This is a genomic window from Salinisphaera sp. SPP-AMP-43, from assembly GCF_049568105.1.
In the GTDB taxonomy this organism is placed as follows: Bacteria; Pseudomonadota; Gammaproteobacteria; order Nevskiales; family Salinisphaeraceae; genus Salinisphaera.
This window is the reverse complement of sequence record NZ_CP145335.1, coordinates 884264-904745: the sequence shown is the minus strand read 5'-3', so window position 1 is coordinate 904745 and position 20482 is coordinate 884264. Positions and strand designations below refer to the sequence as shown.

20 protein-coding genes are annotated in these 20482 nt (G+C 63.6%); 16 read left to right on the top strand and 4 right to left on the bottom strand.

Annotation, left to right across the window (positions count from 1 at the left end; translation table 11 throughout):
- The first annotated feature begins 253 nt into the window (after positions 1-253).
- The 9 genes from trkA (at position 254) to hisF (ending at position 7881) form a co-directional block, all read left to right on the top strand.
- Positions 254-1633 carry a Trk system potassium transporter TrkA gene (gene trkA / locus V5738_RS03855; protein WP_423824234.1) on the top strand — a complete coding sequence of 460 codons (1380 nt, stop codon included), beginning with the start codon at positions 254-256 and terminating at the stop codon, positions 1631-1633.
- Positions 1634-1714: 81 nt separating this feature from the next.
- Positions 1715-3124 carry a TrkH family potassium uptake protein gene (locus V5738_RS03850; RefSeq protein WP_423824233.1) on the top strand — a complete coding sequence of 470 codons (1410 nt, stop codon included), beginning with the start codon at positions 1715-1717 and terminating at the stop codon, positions 3122-3124.
- Between the two features lie 53 nt (positions 3125-3177).
- Positions 3178-3492 (top strand): tetratricopeptide repeat protein, encoded by a 315-nt coding sequence (locus tag V5738_RS03845; RefSeq protein WP_423823087.1) that lies wholly within the window; start codon positions 3178-3180, stop codon positions 3490-3492.
- Positions 3493-3502: 10 nt separating this feature from the next.
- Positions 3503-4456 carry a homoserine kinase gene (locus tag V5738_RS03840; protein ID WP_423823086.1) on the top strand — a complete coding sequence of 318 codons (954 nt, stop codon included), beginning with the start codon at positions 3503-3505 and terminating at the stop codon, positions 4454-4456.
- On the top strand, positions 4453-4890 hold the full coding sequence (gene dtd, locus V5738_RS03835; protein ID WP_423823085.1) for a D-aminoacyl-tRNA deacylase: 438 nt from the start codon (positions 4453-4455) through the stop codon (positions 4888-4890). Before V5738_RS03840 ends, dtd begins: the two co-directional genes overlap by 4 nt.
- A gap of 135 nt (positions 4891-5025) precedes the next feature.
- Complete coding sequence (hisB, locus tag V5738_RS03830; protein WP_423823084.1) at positions 5026-5619, top strand: imidazoleglycerol-phosphate dehydratase HisB; 594 nt, start codon at positions 5026-5028, stop codon at positions 5617-5619.
- 22 nt (positions 5620-5641) lie between these two features.
- Positions 5642-6286, top strand: a complete 645-nt coding sequence (gene hisH, locus V5738_RS03825) for an imidazole glycerol phosphate synthase subunit HisH (protein WP_423823083.1) — start codon at positions 5642-5644, stop codon at positions 6284-6286.
- A gap of 65 nt (positions 6287-6351) precedes the next feature.
- Complete coding sequence (hisA, locus tag V5738_RS03820; RefSeq protein ID WP_423823082.1) at positions 6352-7095, top strand: 1-(5-phosphoribosyl)-5-[(5-phosphoribosylamino)methylideneamino]imidazole-4-carboxamide isomerase; 744 nt, start codon at positions 6352-6354, stop codon at positions 7093-7095.
- Entirely contained in the window at positions 7096-7881 is a 786-nt protein-coding gene (gene hisF, locus V5738_RS03815) for an imidazole glycerol phosphate synthase subunit HisF (RefSeq protein WP_423823081.1), read from the top strand. It begins immediately after the preceding gene.
- Between the two features lie 588 nt (positions 7882-8469).
- On the opposite strand, the gene V5738_RS03810 is transcribed toward hisF, so the two are convergent.
- The 4 genes from V5738_RS03810 to def form a co-directional block, all read right to left on the bottom strand.
- Positions 8470-9036 carry a type 1 glutamine amidotransferase domain-containing protein gene (locus tag V5738_RS03810; protein ID WP_423823080.1) on the bottom strand — a complete coding sequence of 189 codons (567 nt, stop codon included), beginning with the start codon at positions 9034-9036 and terminating at the stop codon, positions 8470-8472.
- Positions 9037-9121: 85 nt separating this feature from the next.
- Positions 9122-10444 carry a 16S rRNA (cytosine(967)-C(5))-methyltransferase RsmB gene (gene rsmB, locus V5738_RS03805; protein ID WP_423823079.1) on the bottom strand — a complete coding sequence of 441 codons (1323 nt, stop codon included), beginning with the start codon at positions 10442-10444 and terminating at the stop codon, positions 9122-9124.
- A complete protein-coding gene (fmt, locus tag V5738_RS03800; RefSeq protein ID WP_423823078.1) occupies positions 10401-11327 on the bottom strand; it encodes a methionyl-tRNA formyltransferase in 927 nt (308 codons plus the stop codon). Before fmt ends, rsmB begins: the two co-directional genes overlap by 44 nt.
- 3 nt (positions 11328-11330) lie before the next feature.
- Positions 11331-11840: a peptide deformylase gene (gene def, locus V5738_RS03795; RefSeq protein ID WP_423823077.1), complete on the bottom strand. Its 510-nt coding sequence runs from the start codon at positions 11838-11840 to the stop codon at positions 11331-11333.
- A 282-nt stretch (positions 11841-12122) separates the two neighbouring features.
- Here def and V5738_RS03790 point away from each other — a divergent pair, with 282 nt between their 5' ends.
- The 7 genes from V5738_RS03790 to V5738_RS03760 all read left to right on the top strand — a co-directional run bounded on the left by V5738_RS03790 (position 12123) and on the right by V5738_RS03760 (position 20435).
- Positions 12123-13085, top strand: coding sequence for a LysM peptidoglycan-binding domain-containing protein (locus V5738_RS03790; protein ID WP_423823076.1), 963 nt, complete (start codon positions 12123-12125; stop codon positions 13083-13085).
- A complete protein-coding gene (gene dprA / locus V5738_RS03785) occupies positions 13082-14182 on the top strand; it encodes a DNA-processing protein DprA (RefSeq protein WP_423823075.1) in 1101 nt (366 codons plus the stop codon). Before V5738_RS03790 ends, dprA begins: the two co-directional genes overlap by 4 nt.
- 47 nt (positions 14183-14229) lie before the next feature.
- A complete protein-coding gene (locus tag V5738_RS03780; protein WP_423823074.1) occupies positions 14230-14703 on the top strand; it encodes a DUF494 family protein in 474 nt (157 codons plus the stop codon).
- A gap of 272 nt (positions 14704-14975) precedes the next feature.
- Positions 14976-17549, top strand: coding sequence for a DNA topoisomerase I (locus V5738_RS03775; RefSeq protein WP_423823073.1), 2574 nt, complete (start codon positions 14976-14978; stop codon positions 17547-17549).
- Positions 17550-17667: 118 nt separating this feature from the next.
- Complete coding sequence (locus V5738_RS03770) at positions 17668-18237, top strand: L-threonylcarbamoyladenylate synthase (RefSeq protein ID WP_423823072.1); 570 nt, start codon at positions 17668-17670, stop codon at positions 18235-18237.
- A complete protein-coding gene (hemF, locus tag V5738_RS03765) occupies positions 18206-19171 on the top strand; it encodes an oxygen-dependent coproporphyrinogen oxidase (protein WP_423823071.1) in 966 nt (321 codons plus the stop codon). The genes V5738_RS03770 and hemF overlap by 32 nt, the downstream gene beginning before the upstream one ends.
- A gap of 304 nt (positions 19172-19475) precedes the next feature.
- Positions 19476-20435, top strand: coding sequence for a LysR substrate-binding domain-containing protein (locus V5738_RS03760; RefSeq protein ID WP_423824232.1), 960 nt, complete (start codon positions 19476-19478; stop codon positions 20433-20435).
- The last annotated feature ends 47 nt before the right edge of the window (positions 20436-20482 follow it).

Below are 20482 nucleotides of genomic sequence, written 5' to 3'. Positions count from 1 at the left end.
TTAACGGGTCCGTATCCTACCTGCCATGCGCGGCGATCCGCAGTCCTGAGAATAGCAACCGCCGCTATTGACTATGCCAGCTCAAGGCCGCACTGCTGCTCGTAGCGCGACCGGCCTGGGGTTATCGCCGTCTAGGTCGGCAACTGATCGCTGCGATTTCTCTGCGCCGATGCTTTATGCGCATACTGGCGACATTCACGACCGGGGCTCGCGCTGTTGCAAGCCGGCCGGGCGCAATCTAGTGTTGCCGCGCATGAAGATCATCATCCTGGGGGCGGGCGAAGTCGGGGCAACTCTGGCGGAGAACCTGGCCCACGAGTCCAACGACGTCACAGTAGTCGATACCAACGAGTCACTGCTACGGCCACTGCAGGATCGTCTGGATATTCGGGCGATTCCCGGCTATGCCGCACACCCAGCAGTGCTGCGCGATGCTGGGGCCAACGATGCCGACATGATCATCGCCGTGACCGCGGTCGATGAAATCAACATGGTCGCCTGCCAGATCGCCTACACCCTGTTTCATACCCCGACCAAGATCGCGCGTATCCGCTCGGCCGAGTATCTGGTCGAGGGCCGGCTGTTCCATCAGGATGCGATCCCGATCGATATGTCGATCAGCCCCGAACAGCTGGTCACCGATTACATCAAACGCCTGATCCAGTACCCCGGTGCACTGCAGGTGGTCGATTTTGCCGAGGGCCGGGTACAGGTCGTGGGCGTCAAGGCTTACTACGGCGGGCCGCTGGTGGGCAACGAACTCAAGACCCTGCGCGATCATATCCCGAACGTGGATACCCGGGTCGTGGCGATCTATCGACGCGGCAAGCCGTTGATTCCTGAAGGCAACACCATCGTCGAGGCCGACGACGAAGTGTTTTTCGTCGCTGCGCGGCGCGATATCAAGCAAGTGATCGGCGAACTGCGCAAGATCGACCGACCCGTCAAGCGGGTAATGCTGGCCGGCGGCGGCAACATCGGCACACGGCTTGCACTGGCGCTGGAAAACCAGTGCCAGGTCAAGGTCATCGAACATAATCCGCAGCGCGCGGGCTGGCTGTCCGAGCGGGTCAATCGCTCGATCGTGCTCAAAGGCGATGCCGCCAACGAGGCCCTGCTGCGGGAGGAAAACATCGAGTCGGTGGATGTGTTCTGTTCGGTCACCGACGACGACGAAGCCAATATCCTGTCGGCGATGTTGGCCAAGCGGCTCGGTGCGCGTAAGGCCATGTCGTTAATCAACCGACTGGCCTATGTGGATCTGATCGAGTCTTCCGGCACCCAGATCGATATCGCGATCTCGCCCAAACAATCCACGATTTCGGCATTGCTGGCGCATGTCCGACGCGGCGACGTAGTCCGCGCCCATACCCTGCGCCGCGGCGCGGCCGAGGCGATCGAGGCGATCGCCCACGGCGAGCGTTCCAATTCGCGAGTGGTCGGCCGTCGCATCGACGAGATCAAGCTGCCGCCGGGGGCTTCGATCGGCGCTATCGCCCGCGGCGAGGATGTGCTGATCGCCCACCACGATACGGTGATCGAATCCGGCGACCACGTGATGATCTTCATCATCGACAAGAAATACACCGCTGAAGTGGAGCAGCTGTTCCAGGTCGGCGTGTCGTATGTCTGATTCGTACAGGACCTGGCTGTGATCGGCGGCGGTTTCAACTACTACTATGCCGTGGTCCAGCGGGTGCTGGGCCTGCTGCTGATGATCTTTTCGGTCTCGATGCTCGCGCCCGCTGCAGTCGGCGCGATCTATGGCGATGGCGAGATCGAGGCGTTCGTTATCGGCTTTGTCATCACCTTGGCCACCGGGCTCGCGACCTGGCTACCGACCCGGCATGTTCAGCGCGAACTCAAGATCCGGGACGGCTTTCTGGTGGTCGTGCTGTTCTGGATGGTGCTGAGTCTGTTCGGGGCGATCCCGCTGTGGCTGGCCACCCGGCCCAATATGAGCTTCACCGATGCCGCCTTCGAGTCGGTCTCGGGCTTGACCACCACCGGCGCGACCGTGCTCACCGGCCTGGACACTCTGCCCCATGCCATTCTGTTCTGGCGGGTGCTGCTGCACTGGATGGGCGGCATGGGCATCATCGTGCTGGCGGTGGCCGTGTTGCCGATGCTGGGCGTCGGCGGCATGCAGCTCTATCGTGCCGAAACGCCGGGCCCGATCAAGGATTCCAAACTCACGCCGCGCATCCGCGAGACCGCCAAGGCGCTGTGGTATATCTATGTCTCGCTGACCGGCGTGTGCATATTGATGTTCTGGCTCGCCGGCACGACGCCCTTCGATGCCGTGAGCGACGCGTTTTCTGCGGTGGCCACCGGCGGTTTTTCCAACCACGATCTATCGCTGGGTTATCACGACAGTGCGATCATCGAACTGGCGGCGATCGTAGCGATGCTGATCGGCTCGATCAGTTTCGGGATGCATTTTTCAATCTGGCGCAGCGCCAACCCGCTGGATTACTGGCGCGATTCGGAAACCCGTACGTTCTTGATCATGATCGTGGCCGCGACTGCCGTCGTGACCCTGGTACTACTGATCGCCGGAACTTATGTCGATACCCCGGACGCCTTGATCAAGGCCCTGTTCCAGGTGCTATCGATCGGCACCACCACCGGCTTCACCACGACCGACTACACCATCTGGCCGAGTTTCCTGCCGATGTTTCTGCTGCTCGGCGGTTTTGTCGGCGGCTGTGCGGGTTCGACCACCGGCGGCATGAAGACTGTGCGTTTCATCCTGCTCGCCAAGCAGGGTATTCGCGAGATCAACCGACTGATCCATCCCAATGCCGAAATCCCGATCAAGATGGGCAGTAAGGTCATCCCAGATCGGGTGGTGCATGCCGTATGGGGATTTTTCTCGGTCTATGTGACGGTCTTCGCCGTGATGTTTTTGATTTTGCTCGGCACCGGGCTCAACGAGCTGACCGCGTTTTCTGCGGTCGCTGCGACCATCAACAACATCGGCCCAGGGCTGGGCGAAGTGGCCTCGAACATGGCCAGCCTGCCGTCGCTGGCAAAATGGGTACTGTGCCTGTCGATGCTGCTCGGGCGTCTGGAGGTCTTCACCCTGCTGGTGATTCTGACGCCGGCGTTCTGGCGTCGCTGAACTTTGCGACCTGACGAGATACCCCAACCTTTCGGTACAATCAGGGTATGACGATGCAGGATCGACTCCAGGCCATGATCGACGCCGGGCGGGATACGCCGCTGGCCCGTTTTACGCTCGGCGAGCTTCACCACAAAAACGGCGACCTCGAGACCGCGGTCGTCCACTTGGCCGAAGCCGTTCGGCAGGACCCAAAGTATTCCGCGGCGTGGAAACTCTACGGCCGAACCCTGCTGGAGGCCGGCCATTACAACCACGCGCTCGAAGTGTTGAGCCAAGGCATTGAGGTCGCCGAGACCCAGGGCGACAACCAGGCTGCACGCGAGATGCAGGTGTTCTACAAACGCGCTGCCCGCGCCGCCGAATAAGGCTTAGCCGATGTCTGTCTACACTCGGGTCGAAGTCGAGGATCTGCGCGCGCTGCTGGCCGATTATGCGGTCGGCGAACTCGAGGACTTCACCGGTATTTCGGCTGGGGTGACCAATACCAACTATTTCGTGGACACCACGCTCGGGCGCTGGGTACTGACCCTGTTCGAACAGGTCGAGGCCGACGAACTGCCGTTTTTCATGCAGCTCATGGACCATCTGGCGGGCCACGGCGTGCCCTGTGCCCATCCAGTGGCCCGCAACGACGGCGGCTTTCTTAGCGCGGTTGCCGGGCGTCCGGCCGCCCTGGTTTATCGCCTGAACGGACGCAGCGAGGAAGCGCCCGAACCGACCCATTGCCGCTCGCTCGGCGGCGTGGTCGCCGAAATGCACCGAGCCGTGGCGGGCTTCACCCCGATCCAGCGCAACCCGCGCGACCTAGACTGGATTCAAACCGCCGCCGAACGGCTCGATAGCGCGCTTCCGGCGACCGAACGCGCTTTACTGCTCGAGGAAATCGCATTCCAGACCGATACGGCCCAATCGCTCTATGCTGAACTCCCGGCCGCCGTAGTCCATGCCGATCTGTTTCGTGACAACGTCTTGTTCGATACCTATCGGGTCTCCGGCCTGATCGATTTCTATTACGCCTGCCACGATTACCTGCTGTTCGATCTGGCGATCATCTGCAACGATTGGGCCTTCGACGACCGCGATCGCTACCAGGCCGAGCACTGGCAGGCTTTCATGCGCGCCTATGCCCGCCGCCGCAGCCCCACCGATGCCGAGATTGCCGCCTGGCCGGCCATGCTGCGGGCCGCGGCCCTCCGATTCTGGGTCTCGCGGTTGATCGATGCCCATTTTCCGATGAGCGGCGAAGACGTGCACATCAAGGATCCCACGCCCTTCAAACGTCTGTTGCTGGCGCATCGCGAAGCCGTACCGCCACTGCTGGCGCCATGATCGCGCTCATCCAACGCGTCACCCGGGCCTCGGTCACAGTGGCGGGTGAGACGATCGCGGCCATCGATAGCGGCGTACTGGCCCTGGTCGCGGCCGAACCCGAGGATACGCCGGCCCGCGCCGAACGCCTGGCCGAACGGGTGCTCGCCTATCGTATCTTCGCCGACCAGGCCGGCCGCATGAATCTCGGTGCGACCACGGCTGGCAAAGCGGTACTGGCGGTGCCCCAGTTCACCCTGGCCGCGGATACGCGCCGCGGCAACCGACCGGGTTTTTCCACCGCCTGTGCCCCGGATCGCGCGGCCGGGCTGTTCGACGATTTCGTCGCCGCCCTGAACGCTCGCCATACGCCGATCGAGTGTGGCCGTTTCGGCGCCGACATGCAGGTCGAACTGGTCAACGATGGCCCGGTAACGTTCTGGCTGACGGCCTGATTCGATCGCCCGGCCGCGGCCGTTTGAATCACTTGGCTGAACCAGGCTGAAAGATCGCGTTCGAACTCTCGCGTTGCAGCAGGCAACGGCGTATTATCGGGCGTCCACCAGGGGAAGCCGAGCTAACGCGAGACCATGACTGCGCGCCGCGCCACGATCGAACGTCGTACCGCCGAAACCGATATCCGACTGAGCCTCGACCTCGACGGCAGCGGCGACTTCAAGGCTGCCACCGGCGTGGGTTTTTTCGAGCACATGCTGCATCAGCTGGCTCGGCATGGCCTGATCGACCTGGATATCCAGGCCGATGGCGATCTGCATATCGATGATCACCATACAGTCGAAGACGTTGGCCTGGCATTGGGCGCTGCGCTCAAGGACGCGATCGGCGATAAACGCGGCATCATGCGCTACGGCCATGCCTATGTCCCGCTCGACGAGGCCCTGTCACGGGTGGTCGTGGATTTTTCCGGCCGACCGGGGCTGTATTTCCGGGCCGATTTCACGGCCGAAAAGATCGGCAGCTTCGATACCGAACTGGTGCGCGAATTCTTCCAGGGCGTGGCCAGCGCGGCCTCGATGACCCTGCATATGGATGCCCTGACCGGGCATAACGCGCATCATATCGCAGAGACGCTGTTCAAGGCCTTCGGCCGTGCCCTGCGCGCGGCGGTGGCTCGCGACCAGCGCGCTCTCGACGCCCTGCCCTCGACCAAGGGCAGCCTCTAAGACTCTACTTTTCGCGTTCTTTATGGCAACCGTTGGCATCATCGACTACGGCATGGGCAATCTGCACTCGATCGCCAAGGCGCTGCGCTATGTCGCCTCGGACGAGCAGATCGAAGTCAGCTTTGACCCGGATGCGCTGGCCCGCATGGATCGCCTGGTGCTGCCGGGCGTCGGCGCGATCGGCCACTGCATGGACGAACTGCGCCGCCTCGAACTCGACGACATGATTCGCGAGGTGCTGGGCCAAAAACCCTTGATGGGCGTTTGTCTCGGCATCGAAGCTCTGATGGCGCACTCCGAGGAATCCGGCGGCGTCGACTGTCTCGGCGCCTTCCCCGGCGATACCGTCAAGTTCACCGAGACCGAGGTCATGCCCGACGGTTCGCGGCGCAAGATTCCGCATATGGGCTGGAACCAGGTACACCAAGAACGCCATCATCCGCTCTGGAAGGATATCGCGGCGAATTCCTGGTTTTATTTCGTACACAGCTACTACGTGGTGCCGGACGACCGACGGCATATCGCCGGCACCACCGACTACGGCGTGCGATTCACCTCCGTGGTCTTGCGCGAAAACGTGTTTGCCGTGCAATTTCATCCAGAGAAGAGTCAGTCGGCCGGTCTGCAGTTGCTGGCCAATTTTCTGGAATGGGACGGCATGGCCTGACCGCCATCGTCTCAGGATTTCGACAAACTTCACCCATCAGCCGCCAATAAGCGAGGAGTCAGGGCGTGCTACTCATCCCCGCTATCGATATTAAGAACGGCCAGTGCGTACGTCTGCGTCAGGGCGACATGCACGATGTCACCGTATTCGACGACGACCCGGTCGCCATGGCCCAACGTTGGATCGACGAAGGCGCCGATCGCATCCATGTCGTCGACCTGGACGGTGCCAAGGCTGGCTATCCGGTTAACGACCGCGTCATCGGCGATATCGTCGACGCCGCCGGCTCGATCCCGGTCCAGGTCGGCGGCGGCATCCGTGACGAAGCTGCGATCGAGACTTATCTCGAACGCGGCGTGGAATACGTCATCATCGGCACCCGCGCTGTTTCGGAACCGCATTTCGTAGCCGATATCGGCGTCGAATTCCCGCGCCGGATCATCGTCGGTCTGGATGCCCGCGACGGCATGGTCGCCACCGATGGCTGGTCCAAGCTGTCCAACCATACGGTGACCGATCTGGCCCAGCAGTTCGAGGCCGACGGCGTGGTCGCCATCATCCATACCGACATCAGCCGCGACGGCATGATGCAGGGCCTGAACGTCGAAGCCACGCGCGCCCTGGCCGCCGAGCTCACGATCCCGGTGATCGCCTCGGGCGGGGTCACCGACATGACCGATATCGATGCCCTGCTCACCGCCGAAGCCGATGGCGTAGCCGGTGCCATCCTCGGCCGGTCGATTTACGAAGGCACGCTCGATCTAGCCAGCGCCCGCAAGCGCGTCAACGAGCGGCCCAAAGGAGGCTAAGTGTCCCTTGCAAAGCGCATCATTCCCTGCCTCGATATCGACAAGGGGCGGGTCGTTAAAGGCGTGAAGTTCCTGGATGTTGCCGATGCCGGCGACCCTGTCGAGATTGCCCGCCGCTATGATCAGCAGGGCGCGGACGAACTGGTGTTTCTCGACATCACGGCCTCCAACGAAGATCGCGGCACGCTCATGGACGTGGTCGAGAAAGTCGCCGGCGAGGTGTTCATTCCACTGACCGTGGGCGGCGGTGTACGCACCCTATCGGACGTCCGCCGGCTGCTGTCGGCCGGCGCTGACAAGGTCTCGATCAACACCGCGGCCATCGGCAATCCGGAGTTCGTGGCCGAGGCTGCCTATCGCTACGGCAGCCAATGCATCGTAGTGGCTCTGGATGCCAAAAACGCTGCCAAGAAGGATGAGGAGCCGCGCTACGAGATTTTCACCCACGGCGGGCGCAAGTCCACCGGCATCGAAGCCATCGGCTGGGCCAAGAAACTGGTTTCGCTAGGCGCCGGCGAAGTGCTGCTGACCAGCATGGATCGCGATGGCACCAAGTCCGGCTTCGATATCCGCTTAACCCGCGCGGTCTCGGATGCCGTGCCCGTGCCGGTCATCGCCTCGGGCGGCGTCGGCAGCCTAGAAGATCTCTATCACGGTTTGGCCGAAGGCCATGCCGATGCCGTACTGGCAGCCTCGATCTTCCATTTCGGCACGTACACGATCCAACAGGCCAAGAACTATCTCGCCGAACGCGGCGTGCCGGTACGCGACGCCATTCATCGCTAGGGCGTGTTGAGGTTTGGTGCAGGTCTGCGCCACAGGCTGTGGGGCGGCAAGCCGCGACGCCGCGCATGCGGCCTAGTGGCACGACGTCAGTAAGCAGCAACGCGGGAATTGCAGCCCAACAGCCCTTGGCCCGAAGGGTTGCGCCCCGAATCGCGTCGAGCCGCGTAACGCGCCTTGATCAGGGCACGATTTGGGGCAACAACGCAACGCTCGGACGAAACCTCAACCCGCTCTAGCCCTTGCTGAGGTCTTACGCAATTCCGTGCCGACATGTGGTCCAGCCGGATGAGGCCTAGTGCGTCCAGCCAAGACCGCCACACCATAGGCGAGTCATCGTGTTGTTCATCGTTGGCCAATAGCCTGTTCAGGTAGGCCAGCCGTTTTGAAATGCGCCGCATGACAACCCGCGGTGTTTCCAACACGTGCCGTCCTGGCGGCCACTTATGCCCTCGCCGGCACGCCAGCGCCGCTCGTACGCCGCATCAACAGCGCGTCATTACGGCCGAACCTGGCGGCACTGGCAGCGGACACGCATAAAAAAAGCCCGGGTGGCCCCGGGCTTTTTTAGCATCACCAGCGGTCGACGTCTTACGTCGTCTGCTCTTCGTGCTTGCCTTCGGCGAATTCCTCGATCGCCTTGGCGCAGAAGGCATCCAGGTCATCCGGCGTACGGCTGGTCACGAGCGCTTCGTCACAGACCACTTCCCGGTCTTCCCAGGTCGCGCCCGCGTTCTGTAGATCGGTCTTGATCGACGGGAACGACGTCACGGTTCGACCATCGAGCACACCGGCTTCGATCAACACGATCGGCGCATGGCAGATCGCAGCGACCGGCTTATGCTGGGCAAAGAAATCGCGCACGAAGGTCACAGCCTTGTCGTTATTGCGCAGATTGTCTGGGTTGACCACACCGCCCGGCAGGACCAGACCGTTGTAGTCCGAAGACGATACGTCGTCGACCGTCTTGTCGACCTTGAATGTATCAGCCTTGTTGATATCGCCGTTCATGCCCTGGACTTCGCCCGACTTGAGCGAGACCAATTCGACTTCGGCGCCTGCGTTCTGGATGTCCTTCCAGGGCCGGGTCAGTTCGATCTGCTCGAAGCCATCGGCGACCAGAAACGCGATCTTCTTGCCTTTGAGTTCATCTGCCATCGTTGTCTCCTTATGACATCAAATGCAGTACGCGACCGACGATGGGCGCGTTGCCAAGGCATTCCAATCAGTAGAGTTACGCAAATTATTCCAGGCGTTCCAGTAGTGCGTAGTAGAACCCGTCAAAGCCATGCGCACCGGGCGCGATGCGACGTCCGAAGCGCTCCGCCTGGCCCCATTCAGCTTCGATCGGCTGCTCGCGTGCCCCTGGCGTAGCAGCCAGAAAATCGCCAACCACATCCACGCCCTCGGCGCGCAGGATCGAACAGGTGGCATAGACCAGCCGCCCGCCCGGCGCCAGGGTCGTCCAGAGCGCATCGAGCAAGGCGCGCTGACGGGCTGCCGCCGCTGTGATGTCCTCGGGCCGGCGCAGCCATTTGATATCGGGATGGCGACGGATCACACCAGTGCCACTACAGGGCGCATCCAACAGAATCCGATCGAAGGGCTGGCCGTCCCACCAGAGCGCTGGTTGGCCGGCATCGCCGACGCACACTGTGGCACTCAGGCCCAGCCGATCCAGAGTCGCCTGCAAGGTGGCCAGCCGATCGGCATCGATATCCAGCGCGGTGAGTGTGATATCGGCTCTTTCGAGCAGGTGCGCGCTTTTATTGCCCGGCGCGGCACAGGCATCGAGCACGCGCTCGCCGGCCTGGGGCGCCACTAGATCGACGGCCAGCTGGGCCGCCCCATCCTGGATCGATACCCGGCCGGCCTCGAAGCCCGGCAGCCGCTCGGCGGCGACCGGCTCGGCCAGGGTCAGACCCGCCCGGCATAGCGCGATCGGCTCGGCGTCGATGCCGGCCTCGGCCAACTCGGATTGCAGCGCCTCGCGGTCGGTGGCGCGCGTATTGGTCCGCAGATGCATCGGCGCCTGGGCATTGCCGGCGGCCAATACGGCTTCGCCGGCCGCGCCCCAGTCGGCCAGGATCGCGTCAGCCAGCCAATCGGGATAGCTCAGGGCCAGCGCAGACGCGCTCTCGTCGATGCGCGCCGGTTCGCGCTGGTGCCCGCGCAGTACGGCGTTGACCAGCCCGCGTGCCTTGCCGAGCTTGAGTTTCGGGGCCGCAGCAACCGTTGCATGCACCGCGGCATGGGCCGGCACGCGGGTGGATTCGAGTTGGAACAGCCCCACGCGCAGCAATGCATCGAGCAGCGGTTGCGGCTTTTTCTTCAGCCGCGGCGCCAGCAGCGCGCCAAGCCGGCGATAGTCGCGCAGCGTGCCATAGGCGAGCATACGTGCCAGGGCGCGATCGACGCCGACGAAATCGCTCGGCCAGTCGGCGAGTGCGGCATCCAGGCTGCGACCGCCGTCGATGACCGCTGCCACGGCGCGGGCCGCCAGAACCCGTGGTCGCGCGCCCTCAGCCAAAACGCTGGCCGACCCAGTCGCGGCCGTTGGCGGCATCGGCAGCGTTCATGCGGCGCTTGCCGGGCAATTGAAGTTCGGTCACGCGGAGCACGCCCTCGCCGGTTGCGATATCGATACCCTCGCGGCCGGCCGCGACCACTGTGCCCGGCGCGGCTTCAGTTTCACTGGCACGCGCCACAGCCTGCCAGAAACGGACCCGTTCGCCATCCAACTCGGCATGAGCCACCGGCCAGGGCGAAAACGCTCGGATCAAGCGAGCGCTCTCGGCCGCCGGGCGATGCCAGTCGACCGCGGCTTCAGCCTTGTCGAGCATCGCGGCATAGGTCGCAGCCGCATCGTCCTGCGGTTGCCCGGTCACGCCCTCGGCCAAGCGATCCAGGACATCGACCAGCGCGCTGCCGCCGAGTGCCGCCAGTTCGTCGTGCAGTTCACCGGCCGTGGTGGTTTCACCGATCGGGGCACGGCGTACGGCCAGCATATCGCCGGTATCCAGGCCGACGTCCATCTGCATGATGGTCACACCGGTTTCGGCGTCGCCAGCCTCGATCGCACGGGCGATCGGTGCCGCCCCGCGCCAACGCGGCAGCAGCGAAGCATGCACGTTGATACAGCCGTAACCCGGCACCGCCAGCACGGCCTTCGGCAGGATCAGCCCGTAGGCGACCACTACCATGACGTCGGGCGCGAGCGCGGCCAGCTCGGCTACGGCCGTATCGTTCTTCTTGAGCTTTTCCGGCTGAAACACCGGCAGCTCCAGCTCTAGCGCCCGCGCCTTGACCGGCGACGGCTTGAGCCGGCGACCGCGGCCGGCCGGCCGATCTGGCTGGGTATAGACGCCGACCAGCTCATGGTCGCTGGCCGCGATCGCATCCAACGTCGGCAGGGCGAATTCCGGGGTTCCGGCAAAGACGACGCGCATGGCCTAATCGCTCTCGGTGCGCTTGGCTGCCTTGGCCAATTTGCGCCGGATACGTTCGCGCTTGAGCCGCGACAGCTTGTCGATATACAAGCCGCCGTCGAGATGGGCGAGTTCGTGCTGTACGCATTGGGCCAGCAGCCCGTCGGCGTCCATTTCGTATTCCGTGCCGTCGCGGTCCTGGGCCGCAAAGCGCAGCCGTGTCGCGCGGGTGACGCGATCGTAGTGCTCGGGCACCGACAGGCAGCCTTCGTCGACGACTTCTTCGTCCTCGGTCCAGAGGATGCGCGGATTGCACATCACGATCCGCTCGCTCTTATCCTCCGAACAGTCCATCACCGCGACCCGACGGGTATCGCCTACCTGAGTGGCCGCTAGACCTACGCCGGGCGCGTCATACATGGTCTCGAACATATCGTCGATAAAACGCGACAGATCGGCGTTGAATTCGGTAATCGGCTCCGTGACTTCGCGCAGTCGTGGATCGGGGAAATGCAAAATCTCGAGAATGGCCATATTCTGTCGGCAGTTGACGTCGATTACGGGGCCGCCACGGTCTGGGGCGCGGCACCCACCGGCACGAAAACGGGGGAGTATAACGGTTTGAGGCAGATGCGGATTGGGCTTGGGTTCGGATTGTTGCTCATGGTCGCCGGCTGCGCGCATGCACCGCGCCATGACCGCACGGCCGATACCTCCGATCAGACACCGCGCACCGCGGCTCACAACGAGAGCGCGCCGCAACCTTCCAGGACCACGCAGCATAGGCCACGGGCCACGACCGATCTATCGTCGCATATGCGCGACGACGCCCCGATGCGTTATACCGTCAAGCGCGGCGATACGCTTTGGCAGATCGCGGCGACCTTCCTCGACGATCCCTGGTACTGGCCCCAGCTCTGGGACAACAACCCCGATATCGCCAATCCGCATCGCATCTATCCCGGCGAGGTGCTGGTGCTCAGCCGTGGCATGGACCGCCAGCCGCGACTGTCCCGTGACCGGACCGTGCGACTGTCCCCGCGGATCCGCGAACAGCCGCTGTCCGAGGCAATCCCGGTCGTGCCCTACAGCGCGATCCGCAATTTTCTAGAAAGCCCACGCCTGATCGATGCCGACACGCTAGCCAATGCGCCCTATGTGGTGTCGTTCGACGACCAGCATCTGGTCGCCGGCAATGGCGCCACGGTCTATGTTCGCGGCGCAGACGCCACCGGCCCCGACCATTACGAACTGGTCCATCCGGGTGGGCCCTATCGCGATGCCGAGACTCACAAACTGTTGGGCCGCAAGGCAGTGCCGGTCGGCCGCATCACCATTCACGACTACGGCGAACACGTCGCCACGGCGACCATCGACCAAGCCTACCGCGAGGCCCAGCCCGGCGACCGACTGATCCATATCGACGACGAGAACCTGCTGCGCGATTTCTATCCGCACCTCCCGACCGAACCGATCAGTGCCCATATCATTTCGGTCTATGGCGGCGTGAGCCAGATCGGTCAGTACGACGTGGTGACGCTCGATCGCGGCGCTCGCCAGGGCATGCAGCGCGGCACCGTGCTTGATATCTATACCGCCGGGCGCAAAGTGTCCGACCCGGTCGCCGGCGGCCAAGTGCGCCTACCCGAGGTCGAGGCCGGGCGATTGATGGTCTTCAAGGTCGAGGATCAGGTCAGCTTCGCTCTGATCATGCATGCCACCCGAGCCATCCACGTCAAGGACGTCGCCCACACGTCGGCGGCCGGAAACCGGCCATGAACATCGACAACGCCTGGTTACGCCTGGCCACCACACCCGGTATCGGCGCGGCGCTTGCTGCCCGCCTGATCGCCCGCTTCGGCAGCGCCGAGGGTGCCCTGGCCGCTAGCGAGACTGGCTGGCGCGAAGCCGGCATTCCCGAACCAGCCCGTCGTGGACTGGCCGACGAGGCGGGTCCGGGGCTAGCGGCCGCCCAGGCATGGCTGGCCGAGGGCAGCCACCATTTCATCACGCTCGAAGACGACCGTTACCCGGGGCCGTTGGCCGAGTTGGAACCGCCCCCGCCTTGGCTGTATGCGATCGGCGATACCGATCTGCTGGCCCATCCGGCGATCGCCGTGGTCGGCAGCCGCAACCCCTCGCATGCCGGGCGCGATGCCGCCCGCGAATTCGGCCGGGCCTTGGCCAGTGCCGGCCTGGTGGTGGTGTCTGGCCTGGCGCGCGGTATCGATGCCGCAGCCCACGAAGGTGCGCTGGATGCCAACGGCATGACCATCGCCGTGACCGGCACCGGACTGGACCGGGTCTACCCCGCCGCCAACAAGGCGCTGGCCGAACGCATCGCCGACAACGGCCTGCTGATCTCGGAATTCGGCCTCGGCACCCAGCCGGTTCGGGGCAACTTCCCACGCCGTAACCGCATCATCGCGGGACTTTGCACCGCCACCCTGGTGGTCGAGGCCGCCCGGGCTTCGGGCTCGCTGATCACTGCCCGCATGGCCAGCGCTGCCAACCGCGAGGTCTTTGCCCTGCCGGGTTCGATCCACAACCCACTGGCGCGCGGCTGTCATCAGTTGATCCGCGAGGGCGCCAAACTGGTCGAGACCACCGATCATATTCTCGAAGAGATCGCCGGCTCGATCGGCGGCTATCGGCGCGCCAGCGCCGAGCCGGCGCCCCCCGCCCACGACACTACCGATGCAGCCGATCCAGAAACCGATGCACTGCTGACCGCGATTGGCTACGATCCGGTGCGCATCGACGAACTGATCGTGCGCACCGGTTGGCCGGCTGATGCCGTATCCTCCACGCTATTGATTCTGGAGCTCGAAGGCCGCATCCAGACCACCGCGGGGGGTGCCTATGTCCGAGTCTGACGGGCACGCCAACAGCCCGCAGTACACCAACGTGGTAGAGTCGAACCATGAACGAAAATGTCCTCGACGTTCTGCTGTATCTGTTCGAGAACTTCTCCCTGACTGACGTCGGTGCCACTGGCGAAGTCCGTGACGATCTCGGCGATGCCGGATTCTTTCCTGATGAAATCGACGACGCCTTCGACTGGCTGCGCGCAGCTCAGCCGGAAGGTCGAGCGCCGATCACCCCCCCCTCGGAGGACAGCGTACGGATCTATGCCGGCCCGGAGTTGTATGTGCTCGACGCCGAGTGCCGCGGCTATATCGCGCGCCTGGAACGTGCTGGCGTACTGTCGGCGGCCAATCGCGAGCTGGTCATCGACCGGCTGATGGCGCTGGTCGACGACGAGTTCGAGGGCGCCGAACTCGAACAGGTGAAGTGGGTCGTGATGATGGTCCTGTCCTCGGCCGACGGCCAGGACGCGGCCTATGCCCGCATGGAAGCCATGTTGTATTCCGAAACGCCGGGCGCCAGCCACTAAATCGATCCCGACGCGCCGGCCTGTTCTCGGCCGGCGATCGTGCCCTGCGCTGATCCCCGACACACACATCGGCCTGGCGGCACAAACCGACCTTGGCCAACGTTCGCCGGATAGCGCATCCTCTCGACTACGCTTGAAAAGCGAGTACGCCGCCCCGAACGCTGGCGGCTCAAATCTTGACTGCGGCGCATCGCGCATGCTTCAAAGGCTGTGCTAGGGTTCGCTTCGCCGCGCGCTCGCGCTGATATTCATTCCATCAACGTTGTGAATCGATGAGCCGAAACCTCGTCATCGTGGAGTCCCCGGCCAAGGCCCGGACCATCGAGAAATACCTGGGCAAGGACTATCAAGTCCTGGCGTCGTACGGCCATGTGCGCGACCTGATTCCCAAAGAAGGCGCGGTCGATACGCAGAACGACTTCGCGATGCACTACGACGTGATCGAGCGCAACGCGAAGCAGGTCGACAAGATCGCCAAGAGCCTGAAGCAGTCGGACACCCTGCTGCTGGCCACCGACCCGGACCGCGAAGGCGAGGCGATCGCCTGGCATCTGATGGAACTGCTGCGCGATCGCGGCCTGCTCGAAGACAAAGACGTCAAGCGCGTGGTGTTCCACGAGATCACCAAGCGCGCGGTGGCCAATGCCGTGGCCCATCCTCGCAGTATCTCGGACGACTTGGTCAATGCCCAGCAGGCACGCCGGGCGCTGGATTATCTGGTCGGCTTCAATCTGTCGCCGCTGCTGTGGAAAAAAGTCCAGCGCGGGCTATCGGCCGGGCGCGTGCAAAGCCCGGCGCTGCGCCTGATCTGCGAGCGCGACGCCGAGATCGAGGCGTTCGTGCCCGAAGAGTACTGGCGCATCGAGGCCAAGGCCGAAAAAGACGACACGCCCTTTTCTGCCCGCCTGAGCCAACTCGACGGCGACAAGATCGAACAGTTCACGATCAACGACCAGGGCGGCGCCGATGCCGCCTACGAAAAACTGATCGCGGCCGCGCAAGGCAGCCTGCGGGTGGCCACGGTCGAGAAGAAACAGCGCCGGCGTAACCCGTCGCCGCCGTTCACGACCTCGACCCTGCAGCAAGAAGCCGCCCGCAAGCTCGGCTTCAACGCGCGCCGGACCATGCGTACTGCCCAGGGGCTGTACGAAGGCGTGAAGCTCGGCGACGGCGACGAGACCGGCCTGATCACTTACATGCGGACCGACTCGGTGAATCTGGCCAACGATGCCCTGACCGAGATCCGCCAGACCATCGGCGATCGCTACGGCGACAAAAATCTTCCGGATTCGCCGCGCACCTTCAAGACCAAGTCGAAAAACGCCCAGGAGGCCCACGAAGCCATCCGGCCGACCGCGAGCGCGCGTATCCCGAGCGAGATCAAGGGTTATCTCACCACCGATCAGTTCCGGCTGTACGAGCTGATCTGGCAGCGCACAGTGGCCAGCCAGATGGTGCATGCCCTGTTCGATACCGTCTCCGCCGATCTGGCGGCCGATGCGAACAACCAGCATCTATTCCGCGCCACCGGCCGCACCCTGCGCGAAGCCGGCTTCCTGTCGGTCTACAAGGAAGGCCGGGACGCCGACGACAGCAAGGGCGACGACGACGACGACAAGCGCCTGCCGCCGCTGGAAGAAGGCGAAACGATCAAGCTCAACGAGATCGTGCCGACCCAGCACTTCACCGAGCCGCCGCCGCGCTTTACCGAAGCTGCGTTGGTACGCACGCTCGAGGAATACGATATCGGCCGGCCCTCGACCTATGCCGCGATCATCTCCACGTTGCAGGATCGCGAATACGTCGAGATGGATGGCAAGGCCTTCATGCCGACGCCGCTGGGCAAGATCGTCAATAAATTTCTGACCGATCACTTCACCCGCTATGTGGACTACGAGTTCACCGCGAATCTGGAAGACCAGCTGGACGCCGTATCGCGTGGCGAGGCCGAATGGCGGCCGCTATTGGCCGAGTTCTGGGAACGCTTTTCCGACCAGATCGAGGCCAAGCAGGATCTGTCGCGCGAGGAAGTCGCTCAGGCCCGCGAGCTCGGCACCGATCCCGAGACCGGCAAGCCGGTGATCGTACGCATCGGCCGCTTCGGTCCGTTCGTGCAGATCGGCTCCAAGGACGACGAAGAAAAACCGAAGTTCGCCGGCCTGCGCAAAGGCCAGGACATGGACAAGATCACGCTCGACGAAGCGTTGTATCTGTTCAACCTGCCCCGCGATCTGGGCGAGACCCCGGAAGGCGAGGAGATCCAGGTCAATATCGGACGTTTCGGTCCGTACGTCCGCTACGGCAAGAAGTTTGCTTCGCTCAAGGAGGACGATCCCTACACGATCTCCAAAGAACGCGCGCTCGAAGTCATCGCCGAGAAGAAAGAGGCCGACGCTAAGAAACTGATCAAACACTTCGAAGACGCGGGCATCAAGGTTCAGCACGGTCCGTTCGGCCCCTACATCACCGATGGCAAGAAAAACGCCAGCGTGCCCAAGGACCAAGAGCCGGCCGATCTGACCCTGGAACAATGCCAGGAGATCATCGCCAAGGCGCCGGAGAAGAAAAAACGCGGCCGCAAGAACGCCAAGACCTCAGCCTCCAAGAAGGCTTCGAGCAGCGCCAAGACGGCCAAGACCTCGGCCTCCAAGGCCAAGACGTCCAAAAGCGCGGCTTCGAAGAGCAAAACCGGCAATGGCAAGACCAAGACGGCGACCAAGAAAACGTCCGGGTCCAAAAGCGCAACCGGCAGCAAAGGCAGCACGTCCAGCGCGTCGAAGAGCAAAACCAAGACCAGCCGGAGCCGCAGCGGCGGCAGTCCATCGGGCGGCACGGCCTCGTCGTAGCGAGGCAGCCCAAAGACGCTGCCATCCGGCGTACAATTCGCAGCATTGACGCGGTTACTACAGCCCGGGCCGCCCCGGGCCTGTGCCGCGCCCGTTCGGCTGCCGGGGGTTCAAGGCCATGCACGATCTTCATGTCTCGCCGCATCGACTGCGGCTGGCGGCCCGCACACTGGCCGCAGGCGGCGTCATCGCCCATGCCACCGAGGGCGTCTGGGGCCTGGCCGCCGATGCCTACGATTTCGAAGCCGTCTGGCGCGTCATCACTGTCAAGCAGCGCGACCCCAGCCGTGGACTGATCGTGGTCGCGGCCGATGCGGCACAGCTTGCGCCACTGGTCGATCCCACGGTCGAGGGTGCCTGGCAGCGCGCAGTCGAGGCCTGGCCGGGGCCGACCACCTGGCTGTTACCGGCGCATGCCGATGCGCCCTGGTGGCTGACCGGCGGCCAGGCCACGATCGCCCTGCGCGAGACCGCGCATGCGCTGACCCGTGCCCTGTGCCAGACGTTTGGTGGGCCGATCGTGTCCACCAGCGCCAATGTGACCGGCCAGCCGCCAGTGGATTCGCCCTGGCGGGCCCGGGCGGCTTTTGGCTCACGCATCGACCTGGTGCTCGGCGGGCAGCCGGAAACGCCCGGCAAGGCCAGCACTATTCGCGATGCCACAACCGACGAGACTATCCGTGGCTGACCATCAGACCTCTGCCAACGACGTAGCCGATCCGGACGCCGCGATCGATTATTTCCGTGGCCTTCAGGACCGGATCGTCGCGCGCCTGAGCGCTTTCGAACCGAACGCGCGTTTCCATTCGGATACCTGGACGCGCGCCGAGGGCGGCGGCGGCGATACCCGGGTACTGGCCGACGGCGATGTATTCGAACGCGCCGGGGTGAATTTCTCCCGCGTGCTGGGCAACGAGCTACCGGCTTCGGCGTCGGCACGGCGCCCCGAACTGGCCGGTCGTTCGTTCATCGCCTCGGGCGTATCGCTGGTGATTCACCCGCGCAATCCCTATGTGCCGACCTCGCATGCCAACGTCCGGCTGTTCGTGGCCGAAAAAGAAGGCGAAGAACCGGTGTGGTGGTTTGGCGGCGGTTTCGATCTGACGCCCTACTACCCTTTCGAAGAAGACGCCGTGGCCTGGCACCAGGCCGCAAGAGATGCGTGCCTGCCATTTGGCGAAGATCTATATCCGCGCTTCAAGAACTGGTGCGACGACTATTTCTATCTGCCCCACCGCGATGAAACCCGCGGCGTGGGCGGCCTGTTTTTCGATGACTTCAACGAACTGAACTTCGCCGACTCGCTGGCTTTCGTGCAATCCATCGGCGATGGCTTCATGGATGCCTACGAGCCGATCGTCAAACGCCGCCATCCACACGACTGGGGCGAGCGCGAGCGGGCCTTCCAGCTCTATCGCCGCGGGCGCTATGTCGAGTTCAACCTGCTCTACGACCGCGGCACATTGTTCGGCCTGCAATCGAAAGGGCGTACCGAATCGATCCTGATGTCGATGCCACCGCTGGCGGCTTGGCAGTATGGATACGACCCGGAGCCGGGTTCGCCCGAAGCCGATCTGACCGAGCGATTTCTCAAGCCGCGCGACTGGTTGGCGCCGGCTTAGCCGCGTTTTGCCATGGCGGATCGGCTCTGGCCTGCAACCTCTGAGGATGTCCAGATCGATGTGTACATGGCCTACGATCGGCTAACCCGGCGCCAGCGTCGCTCGGGGCGCATCTTAGCGACGCTAATCGGCCGTAATAGACAATGCCCCCATGCGCCAACACAACGCCGCATACTGGGCCAGGCGGATTAGACCGCGTTCAGCCGCGAATGGAACTATAACAAGCGCCCAAACCTGCCGATATCGCATCGGTGCCGCATGAAACGGCGACAGGCTTGAGCTATAATGACGATTGCTTATGCATATCACCCTGACCGAACTGCGATACCTGATCGCGCTCGATAAAGAGCGGCATTTCGGACGCGCGGCCAAACGTGCGTTCGTCAGCCAGCCGACATTGTCGGTCGCGGTCAAGAAGCTCGAAAGCGAACTCGGCGTAACGGTGTTCGAGCGCAACCGCGGCGAAGCCCGGGTAACGCCGATCGGCCGGCGCATTATCGAGCAGGCCTATCGCGTACTGGGCGAAGTCAGCGCTCTGGAAGCCGTAGCCGAACAAGGTCGCGACGAGCTCAAAGGCCCGCTGCGGCTGGGGGTGATCTACACAGTCGGGCCCTATCTGCTGCCGCATCTGATCCCGCGTCTACGCGAGACCAGCCCGGACATGCCGCTGATTATCGAAGAAAACCTCACTGGCAATTTGACCCAGCAGTTGCGCAACAATGAGCTGGACGCCGTGATCGTGGCCATGCCCTACGAAGTCCCCGGCGTAGCGACCTGGCCGATCTATGACGAATCGTTCGTCGTAGTGATGCCCCAGAACCATCCCTGGTCCGAGCGCCAATCGATCGAGCCCGACGAACTGGCCCGCGATAACCTGTTGTTGCTAGGCCCTGGCCATTGTTTCCGCGATCAGGTGCTGCAGCTGTGTGCCGAATGCCGCGAGAACGAGGAAGCCACTCGAACGCGCTCGGGCTCTAGCCTCGAAACCATCCGGCACATGGTGGCCAGCGGGCTCGGCATCACAGTGCTGCCCCGCTCGTCGATCCCCAATCTGAGCCAGGAATCGCGGCTACTGGAAACCCGACCGTTCGCCGGGCCCGCGCCCCAACGCCAGATCGCGATCGCTTGGCGACGCAGCTTTCCGCGGCCCAAGGCCATCAGCGCCCTGCACGATGCGGTGCTGCAATGCGAGCCGGCCGGAGTCACCCTGTTGCCGGACGCCACCGCCAGCAATGCCGACGAAAGCTTCCTCGACGCCTCCTGAGTGAACCGGACCGCGGCGACCGGGGCGCGATACACGATCTGGGCACA

Bases quoted from the DNA above. Each gene is read 5' to 3' on its own strand.
- def (WP_423823077.1), bottom strand. From the start codon at position 11,840: ATGGCCATTCTCGAGATTTTGCATTTCCCCGATCCACGACTGCGCGAA.
- hisB (WP_423823084.1), top strand. From the start codon at position 5,026: ATGACTGCGCGCCGCGCCACGATCGAACGTCGTACCGCCGAAACCGAT.
- dprA (WP_423823075.1), top strand. From the start codon at position 13,082: ATGAACATCGACAACGCCTGGTTACGCCTGGCCACCACACCCGGTATC.
- dtd (WP_423823085.1), top strand. From the start codon at position 4,453: ATGATCGCGCTCATCCAACGCGTCACCCGGGCCTCGGTCACAGTGGCG.
- V5738_RS03775 (WP_423823073.1), top strand. From the start codon at position 14,976: ATGAGCCGAAACCTCGTCATCGTGGAGTCCCCGGCCAAGGCCCGGACC.
- V5738_RS03810 (WP_423823080.1), bottom strand. From the start codon at position 9,036: ATGGCAGATGAACTCAAAGGCAAGAAGATCGCGTTTCTGGTCGCCGAT.
- V5738_RS03850 (WP_423824233.1), top strand. From the start codon at position 1,715: ATGATCTTTTCGGTCTCGATGCTCGCGCCCGCTGCAGTCGGCGCGATC.
- V5738_RS03780 (WP_423823074.1), top strand. From the start codon at position 14,230: ATGAACGAAAATGTCCTCGACGTTCTGCTGTATCTGTTCGAGAACTTC.
- trkA (WP_423824234.1), top strand. From the start codon at position 254: ATGAAGATCATCATCCTGGGGGCGGGCGAAGTCGGGGCAACTCTGGCG.
- hisH (WP_423823083.1), top strand. From the start codon at position 5,642: ATGGCAACCGTTGGCATCATCGACTACGGCATGGGCAATCTGCACTCG.
- rsmB (WP_423823079.1), bottom strand. From the start codon at position 10,444: ATGCCGCCAACGGCCGCGACTGGGTCGGCCAGCGTTTTGGCTGAGGGC.
- V5738_RS03845 (WP_423823087.1), top strand. From the start codon at position 3,178: ATGCAGGATCGACTCCAGGCCATGATCGACGCCGGGCGGGATACGCCG.
- V5738_RS03840 (WP_423823086.1), top strand. From the start codon at position 3,503: ATGTCTGTCTACACTCGGGTCGAAGTCGAGGATCTGCGCGCGCTGCTG.
- hemF (WP_423823071.1), top strand. From the start codon at position 18,206: ATGCCACAACCGACGAGACTATCCGTGGCTGACCATCAGACCTCTGCC.
- V5738_RS03770 (WP_423823072.1), top strand. From the start codon at position 17,668: ATGCACGATCTTCATGTCTCGCCGCATCGACTGCGGCTGGCGGCCCGC.
- fmt (WP_423823078.1), bottom strand. From the start codon at position 11,327: ATGCGCGTCGTCTTTGCCGGAACCCCGGAATTCGCCCTGCCGACGTTG.
- V5738_RS03790 (WP_423823076.1), top strand. From the start codon at position 12,123: ATGCGCGACGACGCCCCGATGCGTTATACCGTCAAGCGCGGCGATACG.